Genomic DNA, 20,042 nt, shown 5'->3' on the forward strand with positions numbered 1-20,042 from the left:
GGAAGCAGATGGTTATCTAGACATATAAACCATCTGTTTTTTGTCTTGTATTTCGAAACTTTTGCGAAATTCTGTTATAATTAGTAGTGTTACATACATAATGGTAGTGCAGGAGGCGCAGTCTTATGATTAATCAAGAACGTTTAGTAAATGAATTTATGGAATTAGTACAAGTAGATTCTGAAACGAAATTTGAAGCAGAAATCTGCAAAGTACTAACAGAGAAATTTACAGCTTTAGGTGTAGAAGTATTTGAAGATGACACAATGGCTGTAACTGGTCATGGTGCAGGAAACTTAATTTGTACTTTACCAGCAACAAAAGATGGTGTTGATACAATTTACTTTACTTCTCATATGGATACAGTAGTTCCTGGTAATGGTATTAAGCCTTCTATTAAAGATGGATATATCGTATCAGATGGTACTACAATTTTAGGTGCGGATGATAAAGCAGGATTAGCATCAATGTTTGAAGCAATTCGTGTTTTAAAAGAGAAAAACATCCCTCATGGTAAAATTGAATTTATTATTACAGTTGGAGAAGAATCTGGTCTTGTTGGTGCAAAAGCGTTAGACCGTGAGCGTATTACAGCGAAGTATGGTTACGCATTAGATAGCGATGGAAAAGTTGGTGAAATTGTTGTTGCAGCTCCAACACAAGCGAAAGTGAACGCAATTATTCGCGGGAAAACAGCTCACGCTGGTGTAGCACCAGAAAAAGGTGTATCGGCAATTACTATCGCTGCGAAAGCAATTGCAAAGATGCCACTTGGTCGCATTGACTCTGAAACGACTGCAAATATTGGCCGTTTTGAAGGTGGTACACAAACGAATATCGTTTGCGATCACGTACAAATCTTTGCAGAAGCTCGTTCTTTAATTAATGAGAAAATGGAAGTACAAGTTGCGAAGATGAAAGAAGCATTTGAAACAACTGCAAAAGAAATGGGCGGTCAAGCAGACGTTGAAGTAAACGTTATGTACCCAGGATTTAAATTCGCTGATGGCGACCACGTTGTAGAAGTTGCAAAACGTGCAGCTGAAAAAATTGGACGTACACCTTCTTTACACCAAAGTGGTGGCGGAAGTGATGCAAACGTAATTGCTGGACACGGTATCCCAACAGTTAACTTGGCAGTTGGTTACGAAGAAATTCATACAACAAACGAGAAGATTCCTGTTGAAGAGTTAGCAAAAACAGCAGAATTAGTTGTTGCGATTATTGAAGAAGTGGCGAAATAATAAACAAAAAAAGCGTGTAAATCACAATTGATTTACACGCTTTTTATTTTGATTCAATTGCTTTTACAAGACGGATAAACCAGTATAGGAAAATCCATGGCAGTATATCAGTTGTTGCAATGCCCAGTAGACTTGGAAGGATCCCTGCTGCGTTAATATCAAAAATAGGGAGTAATAAATAATTAATTAAGATGATTAATATAATAATGAGAAATATATAGTTAAGTTTACGGTTTGATTTCATAATCAATCACCCCTTTTACAAAAATATCCATAACTCGTATTAAGTATAGCAAAAATAAGGATAAAAAGAATAAGTAATTATTATATTGTACATGAATTTGATATAATAAAGGAACGAATGTTCTTTGGAGGAGGTGAATACTATGCGAGAAATGTATCCGAAAAATGGTCGTGTTATTTTGCATGTAGATATGAATTGTTTTTTCGCAGCTGTTGAAATTGCTCATGACGCTTCATTACAAGGAAAGCCATTAGCGGTTGCCGGAAATGAAAAAGAGAGAAAAGGAATTATCATAACATGTAGTTACGAGGCGAGAGAATATGGAATTCATACGACGATGCCTCTTTGGGAAGCGAAAAGGTTATGCCCACAATTAGTTGTAAGGCGCCCTAATTTTACATTGTATCGCGAAGCTTCATTTCAAATGTTCCAAATACTGTCCCGTTTTACAGAGAAAATACAACCAGTTTCTATAGATGAAGGGTATTTAGATATTACAGAGTGTTATGCGCTCGGTTCACCTCTTGAAATAGCAAAGATGATTCAGCAGGTGTTATTAACAGAGTTACAACTTCCATGTAGTATTGGAATCGCCCCAAATCTTTTCCTAGCAAAAACGGCCTCTGATATGAAAAAACCTCTTGGCATTACGGTACTTCGAAAACGTGATATCCCAGAAATGATTTGGCCACTTTCAGTTGAAGCAATGCATGGAATTGGACAGAAGACAGCTGAAAAATTAAATGACATTCATATACTAACAATTGAACAGTTGGCAAAGGGAGACGAGCATATCATTCGCGCTAAAATTGGAAAACATGGTGTTGATTTACAAAGGCGTGCAAAAGGCATAGATGATAGGGAAGTTGATCCGAGTCAAATGGGACAACATAAAAGCGTTGGTAATTCGACGACTTTTTCAAAGGATATGGATGAAGAGAAAGAATTACTTGATATGTTAGAACGTTTATCAAAATCAGTGAGTAAAAGATTACAAAAGCGAACTCTTGTCAGCTATAACATTCAAATTACGATTAAATACCATGATAGACGGACGGTAACACGGAGTAAACAATTGAAAAATGCAATTTGGGAAGAACGAGATATTTTTCAAGCAGCCTCCCGTTTATGGAAGCAACATTGGGATGGGGATTCCGTTCGTTTACTAGGTGTTACAGCTACTGAAATAGAGTGGAAGACAGAATCGGTGAAACAATTAGATTTGTTTTCGTTTGAAGAGGATGCAAAAAAAGAACCGCTACTTGCTGTTATTGATCAAATTAATGATAAGTATGGGACACCGCTTTTACAGCGAGGTAGTCAACTATTACGTAAGCAAGAGAAGTCGTTTCAACAAAAATTAGAAAATAAGTTTATGTAGAAGGTATTATGAATATAAAACCTTCTTTTTTTAGATAGAACAGAGAATCCAGCCATGGGTAGAGGTGGTCAGATTCTTTTTTAGCCTCATACCAAGTTAAAACAAAAAGATTGAAAGCGTGTGGATATAAATAAAAAGCACTGCATGTAACCAGTGCTTTTTATTATAAATTACGAGATTGTAACATTTTCAAAAATAACAATTTCTGAACTAGTTGTTGTTGAAACGCGCTGTGCGTAATATGTTAAAGCTGAAGAAATATAAGCTGGTAACGTCTCACTTGTATGTGATGTTGTATATTCATGGATTAATTCTTTTAAAGTCGTCCATTCTAATTGTGCTGGGTGATCAGACACGAAAGAACTTACCCAGCGATCAAATGAAGATGAAAAATCAGTTTGTAAACGAAATACTTCTTTCATAATAAAACGCTCCCTTAAAATGTAGTATATTTATTTTAGCATAAAAAGCGAATGATTGATAAGTTTTTTGGTGTAACGTTCGTGTTATATAGTTGTCTAGATGGTTGGTTATGTAAATTCAATTTGCCATTTGAAATAACATTTCGTAAGATGAGAGATAGATTATATAAAGAGCTGGAGGAAAGAAAGTGGAATTTGTATTTTTAGGAACTGGTGCAGGTGTTCCTTCAAAAGGAAGGAATGTTTCAGCAATTGCTTTGCAGTTGTTAGAAGAACGAGGACAGACTTGGTTATTTGACTGTGGTGAAGCGACGCAACATCAAATATTACATACATCTGTACGTCCACGCCGCATTGAAAAAATATTTATTACCCATTTACATGGTGATCATATTTTTGGATTGCCTGGTTTATTAGGTAGTCGTTCGTTTCAAGGTGGGACTACACCTTTAACAGTATATGGACCAAAAGGAATTAAGCAATTTATTGAAGTAGCATTATCAGTAAGTACGACACATGTAAAATACCCACTTGAAATTGTTGAGATAACAGAAGAAGGTACAGTATTTGAAGATAATGAATTTCATGTGGAAATGAAAAGATTGTCACATGGTATTGAATGTTTTGGGTATCGTATTGTAGAGAAAGATATACAAGGTGCCCTTTTAGTAGAGAAATTGCTGGAAATGGGTGTGAAACCAGGTCCACTCTTTAAACGTTTAAAAGATGGAGAAGTAGTTGAATTAGAAAATGGTACAATGCTAAATGGAAAAGATTTTATCGGTCCACCTCAAAAAGGGAGAATTATTACTATTTTAGGTGATACACGATATTGCGAAGCGAGTAGAGAGCTGGCACAAGACGCAGACGTACTTGTTCACGAGGCAACTTTTGCGGCAGAGGATGAGCAACAAGCATATGATTATTTTCATTCTACATCTAAGCAAGCTGCGAGTATTGCACTTCAGGCAAATGCGAAAAGATTAATATTGACTCATATTAGTTCTCGTTATCAAGGAGATACATATAAGGAATTGTTGAAAGAGGCAAGAGAGCTATTTTCTAATACCGAAATAGCAATGGATTTGAAATCATTTCCAGTAGAAAGGTAATAATTTCAATAAAAAAATGGTAACTTATGTTTACCATTTTTTTCATTTTCAAAAAAATTAGTAAGCAACTGTTATCATTTTATAATTATATTTGTATAACACAGAATTTTATAATGCTTTGAATATACAGGGTGAAAATACGAAATATCGGTTGTTTAGAAAAACTGTTATATAAGTAGATGTACGTACAAGTGATACAAAGAAGAAAAGAAGGATTTTATTCAGAAACTTTAAAATTCAATAAAAGTAAGCGTTTTATAAAAAACAAGCTATAATGAGGGCACATTATAATTTATTTGGAATACCATTTTTAAAAGAGCTTGGACAATCAGTGGGTGACCCAGGAGGAGTAGCTGGTGAAAATTTAGTTGCATTTAGCGATAGGTATATCTCCTGTTTATGCTATGATTGTAGAGGTTTCTGTGTTAAACTTTGGATTGCTACCAGGCTTAATTGCTGGTTATCTTATATCATTTTAAATGAAAATAATGCTATATTTCGTATGTATTATGGTATCAGGTATTATTTCAGGATATATTGGTTCACTTTTATTTGAAAAATATCCAATTCGTATAGCGGAGCAAATTCGTGGTATGGCTGGAAAAGCAATAGATGCGGTAGCTTAATAGAATAGTAAAAAATTTTCATAGAGGTTTAGGGGGAGTTATGATGAAGTATCGCTCGGTATTTGATATTATTGGTCCAGTTATGATTGGTCCATCAAGTTCACATACAGCAGGGGCAGCAAGAATGGGGCAAGTTGCTCGCCAGCTGTTTCGTCATGAGCCAGAGAGAGTTAGCATTTCATTATACGGATCATTTGCAAAAACGTATCGTGGGCACGGTACGGATGTAGCGTTAATTGGTGGAATACTTGGATTTGAAACAGATGATTTACGCATTCCAGATGCACTAGACATTGCAAAAGAGCGCGAAATTGAAGTTGAATTCATTGAAGAAGATGCAAATGCACCTCATCCAAATACAGCGAGAATTCGTTTGTATAAAGGAGAGGAAGAAATTGAAGTTGTTGCATGTTCTATTGGTGGTGGTAAGATCGAGGTTGTAGAGTTAAACGGCTTTGATCTGCAATTATCAGGAACAAGCCCAGCACTTCTTATTGTAAATAACGATCGCTTTGGTGCTATTGCAGCAGTAGCTTCAATCCTTGCGAAACATGAGATTAACATTAGTACAATGAGTGTTTCTCGTAAAGAAAAAGGAAGAAGAGCGCTTATGGTCATCGAAACAGATGAGTTGTTAGCAGATGAAGTGATTAAAGAGATAAATGAGCAACAAAATATTTGTCAAGTAACTATTATGGAATAATTGCAGGGGGGACTCACCATGTTTCGGAACGCAGCGGAACTAGTGGCGCAAGCTAAAGAACAAAATGTAAAAATCGCAGAAATTATGATTCAATGTGAAATGGAAACAAGAAGTATTTCACGTGAAGAAGTAATTGCTGGTATGGAAAAGAACTTAGTCGTGATGGAGCAAGCAGTAGAACGAGGTATTCGCGGTGTGAAATCACCGACTGGTTTAACTGGTGGAGATGCTGTAAAAGTTCAAGCGTATATGAAGAGTGGAAAAGGCTTATCTGGAGATACGATTTTGGACGCAGTGAGTAAAGCTGTTGCAACAAATGAAGTAAACGCAGCGATGGGAATTATTTGTGCAACACCAACAGCAGGGTCTGCTGGAACAGTGCCAGGTGTACTGTTTGCACTGAAAGAAAAATTACAGCCTACACGTGAAGAGATGATTGAATTTTTATTTACAGCAGGAGCTTTCGGTATGGTTGTTGCGAATAACGCTTGTATTTCTGGTGCAGCGGGAGGATGCCAAGCTGAAGTTGGTTCAGCAAGTGGAATGGCAGCTGCAGCAGCAGTTGAGATGGCTGGTGGAACACAAGATCAAGCAGCTACAGCGATGGCCATTTCATTAAAGAACATGCTTGGTTTAGTATGCGATCCTGTTGCAGGCCTTGTAGAAGTACCTTGTGTAAAACGTAATGCAGCGGGCGCTTCCAATGCTATGATTTCAGCTGATTTAGCATTAGCTGGTGTAACGAGTACAATTCCATGTGATGAAGTAATTGAGGCAATGTTTAGAATCGGACAAACGATGCCAGTAGCACTTCGTGAAACAGCTGAAGGTGGACTTGCAGCAACACCGACTGGTCGCCGTCTGCAAGAAGAGATCTTTGGGAAGATTAATGACTAAAAATATATGATTATAAAAAAATGGAGCTCAAGTAAGATTGAGCTCCATTTTTTATTTTTCTTTTGTTAGTTGTTCTAATGTTTCCCCAAGATTATGTGATCGTTGCGCTGCTTGTGTAATACAAGAAATAAGTGCTTGTTGAAATTTATGTTCTTGTAATACTTCAATACCTGCTTCGGTCGTTCCACCAGGAGAAGTAATTTCCTTTCGCAAAATAGAAGGGTGTTTTTCACTCGCTTTTAGCATTTCAGCAGCACCAATCATCGTCTGAAGAATAAGTGACTTTGCAACATCTTCTTTTAAACCGATTTTTTTTGCGGCTTCTTCCATCGCTTCTACTACGTAATAAATATAAGCAGGCCCACTTCCAGATAACGCAGTGACAGCATGCATATCTTCTTCCTCTACAACAGAGACGAGACCGATCGTTTCAAATAAAGCTATGGCAGTCTGAATATGTTCCGTTGTTGCATGTTTGGAAGGTGAGATGGCAGTAGCTGATTTTAAAATAGCTGCAGATGTATTTGGCATTGCACGAATAATCGGAACGTTTTTTTGAAGTAGGTTTCTAATCGAGTGAGTAGAAACGCCTGCTAATAACGAAATAATAAGCAGATCATTATGTATATACTCTTTAAAAGGGATAAGCGCTTCTGCAACATCCTTTGGCTTCATTGCTAGAAAAAGAATATTGGCATCAGTAAGTAGTTCTTTTTTATTATGTGTACCTTTGACGCCGTATTTTGTATGTAGCTCCTGTAACCTTGTCTCGTTAGAACGATTACTTACGGTAATTTGTTCGCCTTTAACAACATTTGCTTGTACCAAGCCACCAATAATCGCTTCGGCAATGGAGCCTGCACCGAGAAAGGAAATATTTTGAATAGACATGATGTTCCTCCTTTAAATTTGGTTAGAGATTCTTATAAATGTACATACATTCGGTTTATTATAGAAAACACCTCTTTTTATCTGAAAATAATGACAAATTAATAAGGAAGTTGTAAACTGAAGAGGTATTCATTTTTGAACCGGAAAGAGACAGGGGGGCTAAGCATGACGGCGATTCACCGATTGGAGATTCCTGTGCCATTTGCAGTTGAAACTGTGAATGTGTTTGTAGTTGAGGGGGAGACGTTAACGTTAATTGATACAGGGACGAATACAGAAGGGGCAAGAAGTGCGTTAAAAAGTCAATTAGGTGCATTAGGGTATACGATAGAAGATATTAAAACAGTAGTGATTACACATCATCATGCGGATCATTGTGGGCTGTTAAATATATTCTCTGAGGAAACAAATATTATTGGACACCCTTGGAATGAGCCTTGGATCACACAAAATCCACAATTTTTAAAGTGGTATCATAAGTTTTTTAAAGAGACAGCCTTGCAGTTCGGCGTTCCAGCAGCATTTTTGAAAGATGAGGAATTATTGACGACAAAGACACTTAAATATTCTTGTAATAGATCGTTAACGCATACTGTGAGAGAAGGAGATCGTATCGATTCTTTACCTGGGTTTACAGTAATTGAAACGCCAGGTCATGCTTCTACTCATATTTCTTTATATAGAGAATCAGATGGAATATTAATTGGTGGGGATGCGCTCATTAGCCATATTTCTTCAAACCCAATATTAGAACCACCATATGAAGGGCAAACGGAAAGAGCACGTCCGTTACTACAATATAATCAAACGTTACAACGTTTAAGCGAAATGAATATTTCACGTATTTTATCAGGGCATGGAGAAGATGTTCTAAATGTGAAACAACTGATTGAAACGAGATTACAAAAGCAAGAAACACGTGCGTTTAAAGTACTTGAATTATTAAAAGAAAAACCAATGACAGCATTTGAAGTATGTGTAAAACTATTTCCCGTATTATATAAAGAGCAATTGCCGCTTACTATTTCAGAAACTGTTGGACAATTAGACTATTTAGCATATAATCAACAAGTGATGATTGATGAATCTTCGCAACAATTGATTTATTATGCAAAGTAGGTGACAGCAATGACAGGACGTTTACAAAATAAAGTAATCGTCATTACAGGTGCTTCTAGTGGAATTGGAGAGCAAATTGCAATGCAAGTTGCAGAGCAGGGGGCGACTCCAGTATTAATGGCTAGAACAGAAGAGAAATTAAAAGCGTTAGCAGACAAAATTAAAGAAACTTATAATACGCCTTGCTATTATTATGTATTAGATGTAAGTGAAGAGACAAAGGTACAATCTGTCTTTTCAAAGGTATTACAAGAAGTGGGATGTATTGATATATTAGTAAACAATGCGGGATTTGGTATTTTTAAAACGTTTGAAGAAGCGTCAATGGACGAGGTAAAGGATATGTTTCAAGTAAATGTATTCGGATTAGTAGCTTGTACGAAAGCAGTTTTACCGTATATGGTAAAAAGGAACGAAGGACAAATTATTAATATTGCTTCACTCGCTGGAAAAATTGCAACGCCGAAATCGAGTGCTTATGCAGCGACGAAACATGCCGTATTAGGGTTTACGAATAGTTTACGTATGGAATTATCGAATACAGATGTTTATGTGACAGCAATTAACCCAGGTCCGATAGATACGAACTTTTTTGAAATAGCTGATCAATCAGGTACATATGTGAAAAATATGGGACGTTACATGTTAAAGCCAACATATGTAGCAGAACAAATTGTAAAATCGATGCATACGAAAAAGCGTGAAGTAAACTTACCGAAGTGGATGGGCATTGGTCCAAAACTTTATGCTTTATTCCCAGGTTTATTTGAACGTGTAGCAGGTAAATCATTAAGTAAAAAATAGGAGGTTTCCATATGGAAACCTCCTATTTTTTATTGTTTTCCAGTTACATAATCATAAACGATATCCTCAATTGCCTCATATACATCAATTTCAGCATTTGAATAAATGGTCGTTTTAATATATTTCACTAGCATTTCTTGATCCTCTTTTGACGCAGGACTGCATTGATATTGCTGAAAACTTTTTGTAATCATTTTCTCAATTAATTTTTCATTCATGTTTCTCCCCGCCTGTATGTATACATGTATTATTTCATTGTACTTGAAGTGAAATGAAAATGCTATTATACATTGTTTTTGCATAAAAAACAGGTTGTAAATATTGTTTTCCTAGTAAAATTAAGTTTTTTAAGTTTTAAAAATTTATAAATATTTAATTGACTCTATAAATATACAATATTATAATCATACTTAATTTAAAGAATTGATTTGAGGAGGAGCTTATGAAAGTCGCGATTATTGGAGCAACTGGATATGGGGGCGTTGAGTTAATTCGGTTATTAGAGCAGCATCCATATTTTTCGATAGCATCTCTCCATTCTTTTTCGCAAGTTGGTGAGTGTATAACAAATATATATCCGCATTTTCGAAATGTTCTTGTCCATACGTTACAAGAAATTGATGCGGAGGAAATAAAGAAGGAAGCAGAAATTGTATTTTTAGCAACCCCAGCAGGAGTGTCGGCAGAGTTAACTCCTAAATTATTGGCAGTAGGTTTAAAAGTCATTGACCTATCTGGAGATTTTCGCATGATAGATCCTTCGACATATGAACAGTGGTATAAAAGGGCAGCTGCAAAAGAAGAAGTTCTTAGGGAAGCTGTATATGGATTAAGTGAATGGAAAAGGTCCGAGATTCAAAATGCAAATTTAATTGCAAACCCAGGATGTTTTGCTACAGCTGCATTATTAGCGATATTGCCGTTAGTACGTAGCGGCATGATTGAAGAAGATTCCATTATTATTGATGCGAAATCAGGAGCATCTGGAGCGGGAAAAAGTCCAACAACAATGACTCACTTTCCTGAGTTATACGATAACTTGCGTATTTATAAAGTAAATGAGCATCAACATGTTCCTGAAATTGAGCAAATGCTTGCAGAGTGGAATAGTGAAACGAAGCCAATCACGTTTAGTACACATTTAATACCGATATCAAGGGGGATTATGGTTACGCTTTATGCGAAAGTAAAACGAGAAATGGAAATAGAACAACTTCAAAAGTTATATGAAGAAACGTATGAACAATCAGCTTTTATTCGAATTCGCAAGCAAGGAGAATTTCCAAGTCCGAAAGAAGTGAGGGGCTCAAATTATTGTGATATGGGGATAGCTTACGATGAAAGAACAGGAAGGGTGACGGTCGTTTCTGTTATAGACAATATGATGAAAGGTGCGGCTGGGCAAGCGGTTCAAAATGCAAATATAGTAGCGGGAATAGAAGAAACAACAGGTTTACAGCATATGCCGCTTTATCTATAAGGGGGACATGATGATTAAAGTAGAGTCTATTACAAAATTAGAAAATGGTTCAATTGTAACGCCGAAAGGTTTTTCGGCAATTGGTACTGCGAATGGATTGAAAAAGGAGAAAAAGGATTTAGGCGCAATCGTTTGTGAAGTACCAGCAGCAAGTGCCGCTGTTTATACGACAAATCAAATACAAGCAGCTCCCCTGCAAGTAACGAAAGAGAGCATAGCGGCGGAGGGGAAATTACAAGCCATTCTCGTCAATAGTGGAAATGCAAATGCTTGTACGGGGATGAAAGGATTACAAGATGCATATGAGATGCGTGCATTAGGAGCAGAACAGTTTGGTTTGAAAGAAAATTACGTTGCAGTAGCTTCAACAGGTGTAATTGGTGTTCCTTTACCGATGGATATAATCCGAAAGGGAGTTGCAACTCTTATCCCGGCGAAGGAAGAAAGTGAAGCAGGTTCTTTTTCTGAAGCGATTTTAACGACGGATCTTATAACGAAAGAAACTTGCTATGAGATGATTATTGATGGGAAGAAAGTGACCATTGCTGGTGTTGCTAAGGGTTCAGGGATGATTCATCCGAATATGGCAACGATGCTTAGTTTTATTACAACAGACGTCAATATAGAGCATGGCGTATTGCAAACAGCATTATCACAAATTACGAATTATACATTTAATCAAATTACGGTAGACGGAGATACGTCTACAAATGATATGGTCATCGTTATGGCAAGTGGATTGTCAGAAACGAAAACGATGAGTATGGAACATAAAGAATGGGAAACTTTCGTATTTGCTTTACAGAAGGTATGTGAAGATTTAGCGAAAAAAATTGCACAAGATGGAGAAGGGGCTACGAAGTTAATTGAGGTGAATGTGCAAGGTGCGAAAACGAGTGAAGAGGCAAAAAAGATTGCAAAGCAAATAGTCGGTTCGAGTCTTGTGAAAACAGCAATATACGGTGAAGACCCAAATTGGGGACGAATTATTAGTAGTATGGGACAAAGTGAAATAGTTATTAATCCGAATACAATTGATATTACTCTTCAATCTATCTCGGTTTTAAACAATAGTGAACCTCAAATGTTTTCTGAGAAGGAAATGAAAAAGAGATTACAAGAAAATGAAATAGTCATTGATGTTTATTTACATTTAGGAGAAGAAAAAGGATCAGCTTGGGGCTGTGATTTAAGTTATGACTATGTGAAAATAAACGCTTGTTATCGTACATAAGGAGGGAGAAGATGAGCGGTTATATTGTAGTGAAATGCGGTGGTAGTATGTTAGATCAATTAAATAGTGTGTTTTTTGATTGTATAAAGAAATTGCAACAGAAGTATAAGGTAGTGATTGTCCATGGCGGTGGTCCAGAAATTGATGCCAAACTAGAAGCCTCTAATATTAAGGTGGAAAAGAAAGATGGATTACGAGTAACACCGAAAGAAGTTATAGATATTGTTCAAATGGTGCTATGCGGGAGTACGAATAAAAAACTCGTAATGAATTTACAAAAGCATAATTTACCTGCGGTTGGGCTTTCAGGGTGTGATGGTAAGTTACTTCAAGTTCAACCTGTCAGCGAAGAGATAGGATATGTGGGGGAAGTAAGTTATGTAGAAACATCATTATTAAAAGGGTTAATAAACTCGGATTATATTCCTGTTATTGCTCCAATCGGGGTAGGTGGTAATGAAATTTATAACATAAATGCTGATACAGCTGCAGCTGGAGTTGCAGCCGCGCTATCCGCAAAAGAACTCATTTTTATTACGGATGTAGATGGGATATTACATGAAGGGGATTTGATAAAGAAAGCGGATGAATCTGAGATTGTTACTTTTATAGAAGAAGGGGTCATTACAGGTGGGATGATTCCGAAAGTACAGGCTGCACTTACATCATTAAAGATGGGAGTACAAAAGGTAAGTATCGTAAATGGTACAAAAAATTTTACTGAGGTTACAGGAGAGTGTATTGGAACGACGGTAACGAAAGGCGTGAGTATCGTATGACAAGTCATCTTTTTCAAACGTATGGAAGAAGAAATATTGAGTTTGTAAAAGGAAAGGGAACGAAAGTTATTGATAATAACGGTAAACAATACTTAGATTTTACGTCAGGGATTGGTGTATGTAATTTAGGGCATTGTCACCCTACTGTTATGAAAGCTGTACAAGGGCAACAGGGTAATATATGGCATATATCTAATCTGTTTACAAACAGCTTACAAGAAGAAGTCGCGTTGTTATTAACAGAAGACATAGCATTAGATTATGTGTTTTTTTGTAATAGCGGGGCAGAGGCAAATGAAGCAGCTTTAAAGTTAGCACGTAAGCATACCGGAAAATCTTTAGTCGTCACATGTGAGCAATCTTTTCACGGTAGAACATTTGGAACGATGAGTGCAACAGGGCAAGATAAAGTGAAAAAAGGATTTGGTCCATTGCTTCCATCTTTTTTACATATCCCTTTTAATGATATACAGGCGTTAGAGGCAGTAATGAATGAAGAGGTTGCGGCGGTAATGGTAGAAGTTGTTCAAGGAGAGGGAGGAGTCATACCTGCTGATCTATCTTTTTTGAAAGCGATTGAAACATTATGTAATAAGTTCGGTTCCTTATTTATTATAGACGAAGTACAAACAGGAATTGGAAGAACAGGGACATTATTTGCTTACGAACAAATGGGAATAAATCCTCATATCGTTACTACCGCTAAGGCTCTTGGAAATGGCATTCCTGTTGGAGCGATGATCGGCCAGAAAGTACTCGGAACATCGTTTACTGCAGGAGCACACGGTTCAACTTTCGGCGGGAATTATATTGCGATGGCTGCAGCGAAAGAAGTATTGCAAGTAAGTAAGAAACCATCGTTTTTAAAAGAAGTAAAGGAAAAGGGCGAGTACGTATTAGAGAAGTTGCGAGAGGAATTACGACATGTCGACTGTATTCAAAATATTCGTGGTAAGGGGCTTATGATTGGAATCGAATGTAAGCAAGAAGTTGGGAGTTTTATAGAACAATTAGAAAAAGAAGGGCTACTCGTATTACAAGCAGGTCCTAATGTTATAAGACTATTACCACCACTCATTGTAACGAATGAAGAGCTAGAACAGGCAGTATATATGATAAAAAAAGTAGTTTGTACAAAAAACGCATCAATCATATAAGGGGGAAGTTTCATGTCAACTGTACAAGTACCGAAATTAAATACGAAAGATCTTTTAACACTAGAAGAACTGACGCAAGAAGAAATCATTTCTTTAATTGAGTTTGCTATATATTTAAAAAAGAATAAGCAGGAGCCTTTACTGCAAGGCAAAATATTAGGACTTATTTTTGATAAGCATTCGACTCGTACTCGCGTTTCTTTTGAAGCAGGAATGGTTCAGCTCGGAGGACATGGCATGTTTTTAAGTGGGAAAGAGATGCAAATGGGAAGAGGAGAGACCGTTTCAGATACTGCGAAAGTATTATCGCATTATATTGACGGGATTATGATACGTACATTCTCGCATGCGGATGTAGAAGAGCTTGCGAAAGAATCGAGCATACCTGTTATTAATGGATTAACGGACGATCATCACCCTTGTCAAGCATTGGCAGACCTAATGACAATATATGAAGAAACAAGTACATTTAAAGGAATAAAATTGGCTTACGTAGGTGACGGAAATAATGTATGTCATTCATTGTTGTTAGCGAGTGCAAAAGTCGGAATGAATATGGCAGTTGCAACACCTGTAGGGTATGAACCGAATGAGGAGATTGTAAAAAAAGCGTTGGCAATTGCTGAAGAAACAGGAGCTGAAATTGAAATTTTGCATAATCCTGAATTAGCGGTAAATAAAGCAGATTTCATTTATACGGACGTTTGGATGAGTATGGGGCAAGAGGGGGAAGAAGAGAAATATAAGTTATTTCAACCTTACCAAATAAATAAAGAACTTGTTATGCATGCGAAGGAAACATATCGTTTCTTACACTGTTTACCTGCCCATCGAGAGGAAGAAGTAACAGGGGACATTATAGATGGACCACAGTCTGTTGTCTTTGAGCAAGCTGGTAATCGATTACATGCGCAAAAAGCATTATTAGTAAGTTTATTTAAAAATGTAGAAGAGCCTTCCTAAAAGGGAGGTTTTTTGTGTTGAAATGTCATATGTATATTTGGTTAACCATTTCTATATCATTTATAATAAAAGAGAAAGTGAAATTTGTTTTTCAGAGTATGTAAGGGCATACTAGGAATAAAAATATAGTTAAAGAGATGATGAATTTGAAAACAACTAAGAAAACATATTCGTTTTTCCAGCGGATGTGGAGAATATTAAAGTTTCAATACTATAAGTTGCTTCGATCGCCAGAAGGAGCAAAGAAAGTATCATTAGGTTTTGCCATTGGCTTTGGTTTAGAAATGTTAGTAATTTATACGGCATCGCTCGTATATTTAATATTTTATCCGATCGTCAGGTTAGCAAAAGGGTCTTTTCCAGCGGCAGTCATTGGCAATATTATTGGGAAGATATCGTTTCTCCCAGTATTTTTATTTCCATTTGCGTATGCGTTAGGGAAAATGATTTATCCATTTCATGTTCAGAAAGTACATCATGAACCATTTACGATATCAGATTTGTTTTCGAGCCATATTTTCACAATGTTAAAGAGTGTATTACAGAGTGAAGTATATGTATTGATTGGTATGACGATAATAGGAGTTGTGTTTGGGGTAATCTCATATTTTGTTGTGCATTATTTATATGAAAAGAACCGGAAGTTACGTTTGAAGAAAAGAAAGAAACGAGTGCGAGAACCACTTGTGCAAATATAAAGAGTGTCACATTCATTTTCTCCTTTGAATATGTTTAAGAAAAAGGAGGAGAGAATAATGTATTATTATTACGTACCTCAAGTATATCCATATGTAAATTATTATTCTGTATATGATATGAATAGACAATACGAATTGTATCGGCAACAACAATTACAGCAATTATCACAAATACCACAACAACAGCCTACGCAGGAACAAAAACCATATTTAACAACATGGCCATATTCAAATGTATACTATGGTAATTATTACGAATCATAAAGCTGCTTCTATTTAGAAGCAGCTTTATGCGTTTGTTTTCAAAATTAAATTTTGAATGGTTTGAAGAGAATGAATGAGCTTCTCACGCTCTTCCTCAGATAATGTTTGGAAATTTTCTTTTAGTTTGTCTAAAATGAATTGCTGATACTGATTTACTAACAATTTCCCTTCACCTGTTAGGGAAATTAAAATGACCCGTCGATCTTTTTCGCTATAATGACGCTCTATTAGTTCTTCTTGAATCAGTTTGTTTAATAGAGGTGTCATGTTAGGCCGTGAAATCGCTAGCCGCTTGCCGATTTCGGAAACTGCTAATGTGCCATTTTCATGCAGAAGTAGTAATACTTGTGTATGTGATGGCGGCATATGTCTTTGAGAAGAAAATTCTCCAGGAAGCATAAATTTGCGATAAAAAAGAGGCACTAGCGAAAGAAGATGATCAACAATACGTTCCCACTCGCGTGATTCCATATAAAGGCCCCCTTCCACTCTCATTGTAACAAAAAAGGCATGGTATAAAAATAGAATTGTTTCATGGACGCTTTAATATTTGTAGGATAACACTTGCTTTGTAAATGTATTAGCAATAATGGCATAGCCGTTATCATTGGGATGTACTTGGTCAAATAATAATTCTTTTTTATCATTCGATATTAATTTTCGAATTGGTAAAACGATAGATGGTTGATTTGCTTTTGCAATGGAATAAACAGATTCATTCCAGCCATCTAAAAACATATCTGCATAACTTGCGATGGAGTCATCGAGTTGTAACGGGTTATAGAGTTCAGAGAGAATGAGTAAAGCGTTCGGATTTTGATCGCGAACTGTCTTTACAATGTTTTTTATATCCGCTTCAAAATGAGCTTTTTCTTTATTTAACATTTTAATACCGTCTATAACACCGACATCACGATTTAAGCGAAATAAATTATTTCCTCCGATATTAATCGTAATGATATTTGCTGCTCTAATTTTTTGCTTTATATCTTCTGATTGAACATTTTTAGCGAGACGATCTGTTGTAAGACCGTTTATCCCAAGGTTTTCTACTGTAATTGGTTTATGAATTTGTGCTTCTATTTGTTTAGAAGCTAATTCAGCAAATCCCCCTTGTGTCGATCCATATCCTTTGGCGAGTGAATCACCTAAAACAAGGTGATAAAAGGAATCGTTTGTTTGTTTATCAATCCAACTTGGAGTGGATGTTTTTGTTGTTTTTTCTTCGGCTTCGTTTTGTTTTGTCTCATCGTTCTTCTCAAAATAAGAATAAGAAATGATTAGAAGGAGGAGACAAACAATTGTTAAGATGACTTTTTTCATAAATTCATCCTCCTTGTAATTGGTAATTGTATCATATTCAGCAGTATTAACAATGTAAGGGCATATTATATATCTATGAAAATTTTACAATAACTTTACAGAAAATTTGTAGAAGCATGTCAAAAAATATTGACGATATGAAAGTACATTATATATGATAATGTCAGATAAGGTGAAACTAGGGTTAGTGGGAAGTCTATTTTCCGTTAATAGTTAGTCTTCAGCTATCGAGCTTTTGTGGGACTACCCGTTAAAGCGGAATGAAATAAAAATCGAATCTCTACTAGAAGAAAAAAATATGAGGTTAGAGATAGATAGAGATTTATTTCATTATATTGGGTAATTGTATAAGGGGGATTTTTTGTGAAAAAGTCAAAAAAAATGCTAGCTGGAGCAACTCTTGCTATTGGTGTGATAGCGCCACAAGTGTTGCCAACAACGGCTTATGCGGATGAGAAAACTGGGGAGAGTACAGTTAACTTACGAATTTTAGAAACATCAGATATTCACGTTAACTTAATGAATTACGATTATTATCAAACGAAAACAGATAATAAAGTAGGTCTCGTACAAACTGCAACACTTGTTAATAAAGCGCGTGAAGAAGCGAAAAATTCTGTCCTATTTGATGATGGGGATGCATTACAAGGGACGCCGCTTGGAGATTACGTAGCGAATAAAATAAATGATCCGAAGAAGCCTGTGGATCCTAATTATGTACATCCATTATATCGTTTAATGAATTTAATGAAGTATGACGTCATCTCTCTTGGGAATCATGAATTCAATTATGGTTTAGATTACTTAAACAAAGTGATTAGTAAAACAGAGTTCCCGGTTATTAACTCGAACGTCTATAAAGACGACAAAGATAATAATGAAGAGAATGACCAAAATTACTTTAAACCATATCATATTTTTGAAAAAGAAGTAGAAGATGAAGCTGGTCAAAAACAAAAAGTGAAAATTGGGGTAATGGGATTTGTTCCACCTCAAGTTATGAATTGGGATAAAGCAAATTTAGAAGGAAAAGTAAAAGCGAAAGATATTGTTGAAACAGCGAAAAAAATGGTACCAAAAATGAAAGCAGAAGGTGCAGATGTTATTGTTGCACTAGCTCATTCAGGTGTTGATAAGAGTGGATACAACGTTGGAATGGAAAACGCGTCGTATTATTTAACAGAGGTTCCTGGTGTAGATGCAGTATTAATGGGACATTCACATACAGAAGTGAAGGATGTATTTAATGGTGTTCCAGTTGTAATGCCTGGTGTCTTTGGAAGTAACTTAGGTATTATTGATATGCAATTGAAAAAGGTAAACGGAAAATGGGAAGTGCAAAAAGAGCAGTCGAAGCCACAACTTCGTCCGATTGCTGATAGTAAAGGAAACCCATTAGTACAATCTGATCAAAAATTAGTTAATGAAATTAAAGATGATCATCAAGCGACAATTGATTATGTGAATACAGCGGTAGGAAAAACAACAGCGCCAATTAATAGTTATTTCTCATTAGTACAAGATGATCCGTCTGTACAACTTGTAACAAATGCCCAAAAATGGTATGTAGAAAAGTTATTTGCTGAAAATGGACAATATAGTAAATATAAAGGAATCCCAGTTTTATCTGCAGGAGCACCATTTAAAGCGGGTGGACGAAACGGGGCTACCTATTATACTGATATTCCAGCTGGAACGTTAGCGATTAAAAACGTTGCAGATTTATACGTATATCCAAATACGTTATATGCTGTAAAAGTAAATGGGGCACAAGTGAAAGAATGGCTTGAAATGTCTGCAGGTCAGTTTAATCAAATTGATCCAAAGAAAACAGAAGAACAGCCATTAGTAAATATAGGATATCCTACATATAACTTTGATATTTTAGATGGCTTAAAATACGAAATTGATGTAACACAACCGGCAAAATACGATAAAGATGGAAAAGTTGTAAATGCAAATACGAATCGTATTATAAATATGACATATGAAGGTAAGCCTGTAGCTGACAATCAAGAGTTCATCGTTGCTACAAATAACTATCGTGGAAGTAGCCAAACGTTCCCTGGTGTAAGTAAAGGGGAAGTTGTATACCAATCACAAGATGAAACACGTCAAATCATTGTGAAGTATATGCAAGAAACACCAGTTATTGATCCAGCAGCAGATCAAAATTGGACGTTCAAACCGATTGTTGCAGATAAATTGAATACAACATTTGATTCTTCACCAAATGCCCAAAAGTATATAAAGAAAGATGGGAAAATATCATATGTTGGACCATCTGAAAACGAATTTGCTAAATATGCAATTGATATAACGAAGAAGAATGATGATAAGGAAACTGGTGGAGAGAATCCAACGACACCACCAACAGGTGAGGGCAATAATGGAGAGAATCCAACGACACCGCCAACAGGTGAAGGTAATAATGGAGAAAATCCAACGACACCACCAACGGATGAAGGTAATAATGGAAATAACGCAGGAACTGGACAAACGGATAATCAAGATACAAAAGAAACAACTGTAAGTGAAAATAAAGAAGCAGATAAAGAGGAACGTGATTTACCGAAAACAGGTGCAAGCGTTGCTTCTACAATCGGAGCAGGTCTGGCTTTTGTTGGTGCGGGACTACTTATGTTATTTAGAAGAAAGAAAGCGAATAGATAGTAGAGGAATATAAAAAGGATTACCTTAA

Annotated in this window: 22 protein-coding genes; 16 read left to right on the forward strand and 6 right to left on the reverse strand. The window is 36.1% G+C overall.

The features are described from left to right. Positions 1-125 precede the first annotated feature (125 nt). On the forward strand, positions 126-1,244 hold the full coding sequence (locus COE49_RS12420) for a tripeptidase T (protein WP_088231011.1): 1,119 nt from the start codon (positions 126-128) through the stop codon (positions 1,242-1,244). 43 nt (positions 1,245-1,287) lie between these two features. Here COE49_RS12420 and COE49_RS12425 read toward each other — a convergent pair whose 3' ends face one another. Next, the gene (locus COE49_RS12425) at positions 1,288-1,488 is read right to left on the reverse strand and encodes a hypothetical protein (RefSeq protein WP_088231012.1); all 201 of its coding nucleotides are present in this window, start codon (positions 1,486-1,488) and stop codon (positions 1,288-1,290) included. Positions 1,489-1,630: 142 nt separating this feature from the next. On the opposite strand from COE49_RS12425, the gene COE49_RS12430 reads away from it, so the two are divergent. Then, entirely contained in the window at positions 1,631-2,869 is a 1,239-nt protein-coding gene (locus COE49_RS12430) for a DNA polymerase IV (protein WP_088231013.1), read from the forward strand. 170 nt (positions 2,870-3,039) lie between these two features. On the opposite strand, the gene COE49_RS12435 is transcribed toward COE49_RS12430, so the two are convergent. Continuing rightward, on the reverse strand, positions 3,040-3,291 hold the full coding sequence (locus COE49_RS12435) for a DUF3932 family protein (RefSeq protein WP_088231014.1): 252 nt from the start codon (positions 3,289-3,291) through the stop codon (positions 3,040-3,042). A gap of 188 nt (positions 3,292-3,479) precedes the next feature. Between COE49_RS12435 and rnz the strand changes: the two genes are divergently transcribed. From rnz to sdaAA, 4 genes are all read left to right on the forward strand, one after another. Continuing rightward, complete coding sequence (gene rnz, locus COE49_RS12440; RefSeq protein ID WP_088231015.1) at positions 3,480-4,403, forward strand: ribonuclease Z; 924 nt, start codon at positions 3,480-3,482, stop codon at positions 4,401-4,403. A gap of 488 nt (positions 4,404-4,891) precedes the next feature. Next, the gene (locus COE49_RS27640) at positions 4,892-5,029 is read left to right on the forward strand and encodes a hypothetical protein (protein WP_176548473.1); all 138 of its coding nucleotides are present in this window, start codon (positions 4,892-4,894) and stop codon (positions 5,027-5,029) included. 43 nt (positions 5,030-5,072) lie between these two features. Further along, positions 5,073-5,732: an L-serine ammonia-lyase, iron-sulfur-dependent subunit beta gene (gene sdaAB / locus COE49_RS12445; RefSeq protein WP_088231016.1), complete on the forward strand. Its 660-nt coding sequence runs from the start codon at positions 5,073-5,075 to the stop codon at positions 5,730-5,732. A gap of 18 nt (positions 5,733-5,750) precedes the next feature. After that, positions 5,751-6,629 (forward strand): L-serine ammonia-lyase, iron-sulfur-dependent, subunit alpha, encoded by an 879-nt coding sequence (gene sdaAA / locus COE49_RS12450; RefSeq protein ID WP_088231017.1) that lies wholly within the window; start codon positions 5,751-5,753, stop codon positions 6,627-6,629. A gap of 51 nt (positions 6,630-6,680) precedes the next feature. On the opposite strand, the gene proI is transcribed toward sdaAA, so the two are convergent. Continuing rightward, positions 6,681-7,520 (reverse strand): pyrroline-5-carboxylate reductase ProI, encoded by an 840-nt coding sequence (gene proI, locus COE49_RS12455; protein ID WP_098253379.1) that lies wholly within the window; start codon positions 7,518-7,520, stop codon positions 6,681-6,683. Between the two features lie 165 nt (positions 7,521-7,685). On the opposite strand from proI, the gene COE49_RS12460 reads away from it, so the two are divergent. Both COE49_RS12460 and COE49_RS12465 read left to right on the forward strand, forming a co-directional pair. Further along, positions 7,686-8,639 (forward strand): MBL fold metallo-hydrolase, encoded by a 954-nt coding sequence (locus COE49_RS12460; protein ID WP_088231019.1) that lies wholly within the window; start codon positions 7,686-7,688, stop codon positions 8,637-8,639. Between the two features lie 9 nt (positions 8,640-8,648). Then, positions 8,649-9,443: an SDR family oxidoreductase gene (locus COE49_RS12465; RefSeq protein ID WP_098356838.1), complete on the forward strand. Its 795-nt coding sequence runs from the start codon at positions 8,649-8,651 to the stop codon at positions 9,441-9,443. 29 nt (positions 9,444-9,472) lie between these two features. On the opposite strand, the gene COE49_RS12470 is transcribed toward COE49_RS12465, so the two are convergent. Further along, positions 9,473-9,661 (reverse strand): YqzH family protein, encoded by a 189-nt coding sequence (locus COE49_RS12470; RefSeq protein ID WP_088231021.1) that lies wholly within the window; start codon positions 9,659-9,661, stop codon positions 9,473-9,475. Between the two features lie 224 nt (positions 9,662-9,885). Here COE49_RS12470 and argC point away from each other — a divergent pair, with 224 nt between their 5' ends. The 7 genes from argC to COE49_RS12505 all read left to right on the forward strand — a co-directional run bounded on the left by argC (position 9,886) and on the right by COE49_RS12505 (position 16,018). Beyond that, on the forward strand, positions 9,886-10,923 hold the full coding sequence (gene argC / locus COE49_RS12475; RefSeq protein ID WP_098356839.1) for an N-acetyl-gamma-glutamyl-phosphate reductase: 1,038 nt from the start codon (positions 9,886-9,888) through the stop codon (positions 10,921-10,923). A gap of 10 nt (positions 10,924-10,933) precedes the next feature. Then, a complete protein-coding gene (argJ, locus tag COE49_RS12480) occupies positions 10,934-12,157 on the forward strand; it encodes a bifunctional glutamate N-acetyltransferase/amino-acid acetyltransferase ArgJ (protein ID WP_141556628.1) in 1,224 nt (407 codons plus the stop codon). 11 nt (positions 12,158-12,168) lie between these two features. After that, entirely contained in the window at positions 12,169-12,936 is a 768-nt protein-coding gene (gene argB / locus COE49_RS12485; protein ID WP_098945910.1) for an acetylglutamate kinase, read from the forward strand. Next, positions 12,933-14,093, forward strand: coding sequence for an acetylornithine transaminase (locus tag COE49_RS12490; protein ID WP_098945911.1), 1,161 nt, complete (start codon positions 12,933-12,935; stop codon positions 14,091-14,093). Before argB ends, COE49_RS12490 begins: the two co-directional genes overlap by 4 nt. A 12-nt stretch (positions 14,094-14,105) precedes the next feature. After that, entirely contained in the window at positions 14,106-15,056 is a 951-nt protein-coding gene (gene argF / locus COE49_RS12495; protein ID WP_098882460.1) for an ornithine carbamoyltransferase, read from the forward strand. Positions 15,057-15,193: 137 nt separating this feature from the next. Beyond that, positions 15,194-15,754 (forward strand): DUF2062 domain-containing protein, encoded by a 561-nt coding sequence (locus COE49_RS12500; RefSeq protein WP_088231027.1) that lies wholly within the window; start codon positions 15,194-15,196, stop codon positions 15,752-15,754. A 57-nt stretch (positions 15,755-15,811) separates the two neighbouring features. Beyond that, positions 15,812-16,018 (forward strand): hypothetical protein, encoded by a 207-nt coding sequence (locus tag COE49_RS12505; RefSeq protein ID WP_088231028.1) that lies wholly within the window; start codon positions 15,812-15,814, stop codon positions 16,016-16,018. A gap of 24 nt (positions 16,019-16,042) precedes the next feature. Here the strand turns inward: COE49_RS12505 and COE49_RS12510 are convergent, their stop codons facing one another. Both COE49_RS12510 and COE49_RS12515 read right to left on the reverse strand, forming a co-directional pair. After that, entirely contained in the window at positions 16,043-16,489 is a 447-nt protein-coding gene (locus COE49_RS12510; RefSeq protein WP_088231029.1) for a MarR family winged helix-turn-helix transcriptional regulator, read from the reverse strand. Between the two features lie 72 nt (positions 16,490-16,561). Then, positions 16,562-17,341, reverse strand: a complete 780-nt coding sequence (locus tag COE49_RS12515) for a GDSL-type esterase/lipase family protein (protein WP_088231030.1) — start codon at positions 17,339-17,341, stop codon at positions 16,562-16,564. Positions 17,342-17,704: 363 nt separating this feature from the next. Between COE49_RS12515 and cpdB the strand changes: the two genes are divergently transcribed. Further along, positions 17,705-20,014: a bifunctional 2',3'-cyclic-nucleotide 2'-phosphodiesterase/3'-nucleotidase gene (gene cpdB / locus COE49_RS12520; RefSeq protein ID WP_088231031.1), complete on the forward strand. Its 2,310-nt coding sequence runs from the start codon at positions 17,705-17,707 to the stop codon at positions 20,012-20,014. Positions 20,015-20,042 lie beyond the last annotated feature (28 nt).

The sequence above is a fragment of the Bacillus sp. AFS029637 genome, from assembly GCF_002584985.1.
In the GTDB taxonomy this organism is placed as follows: Bacteria; Bacillota; Bacilli; order Bacillales; family Bacillaceae_G; genus Bacillus_A.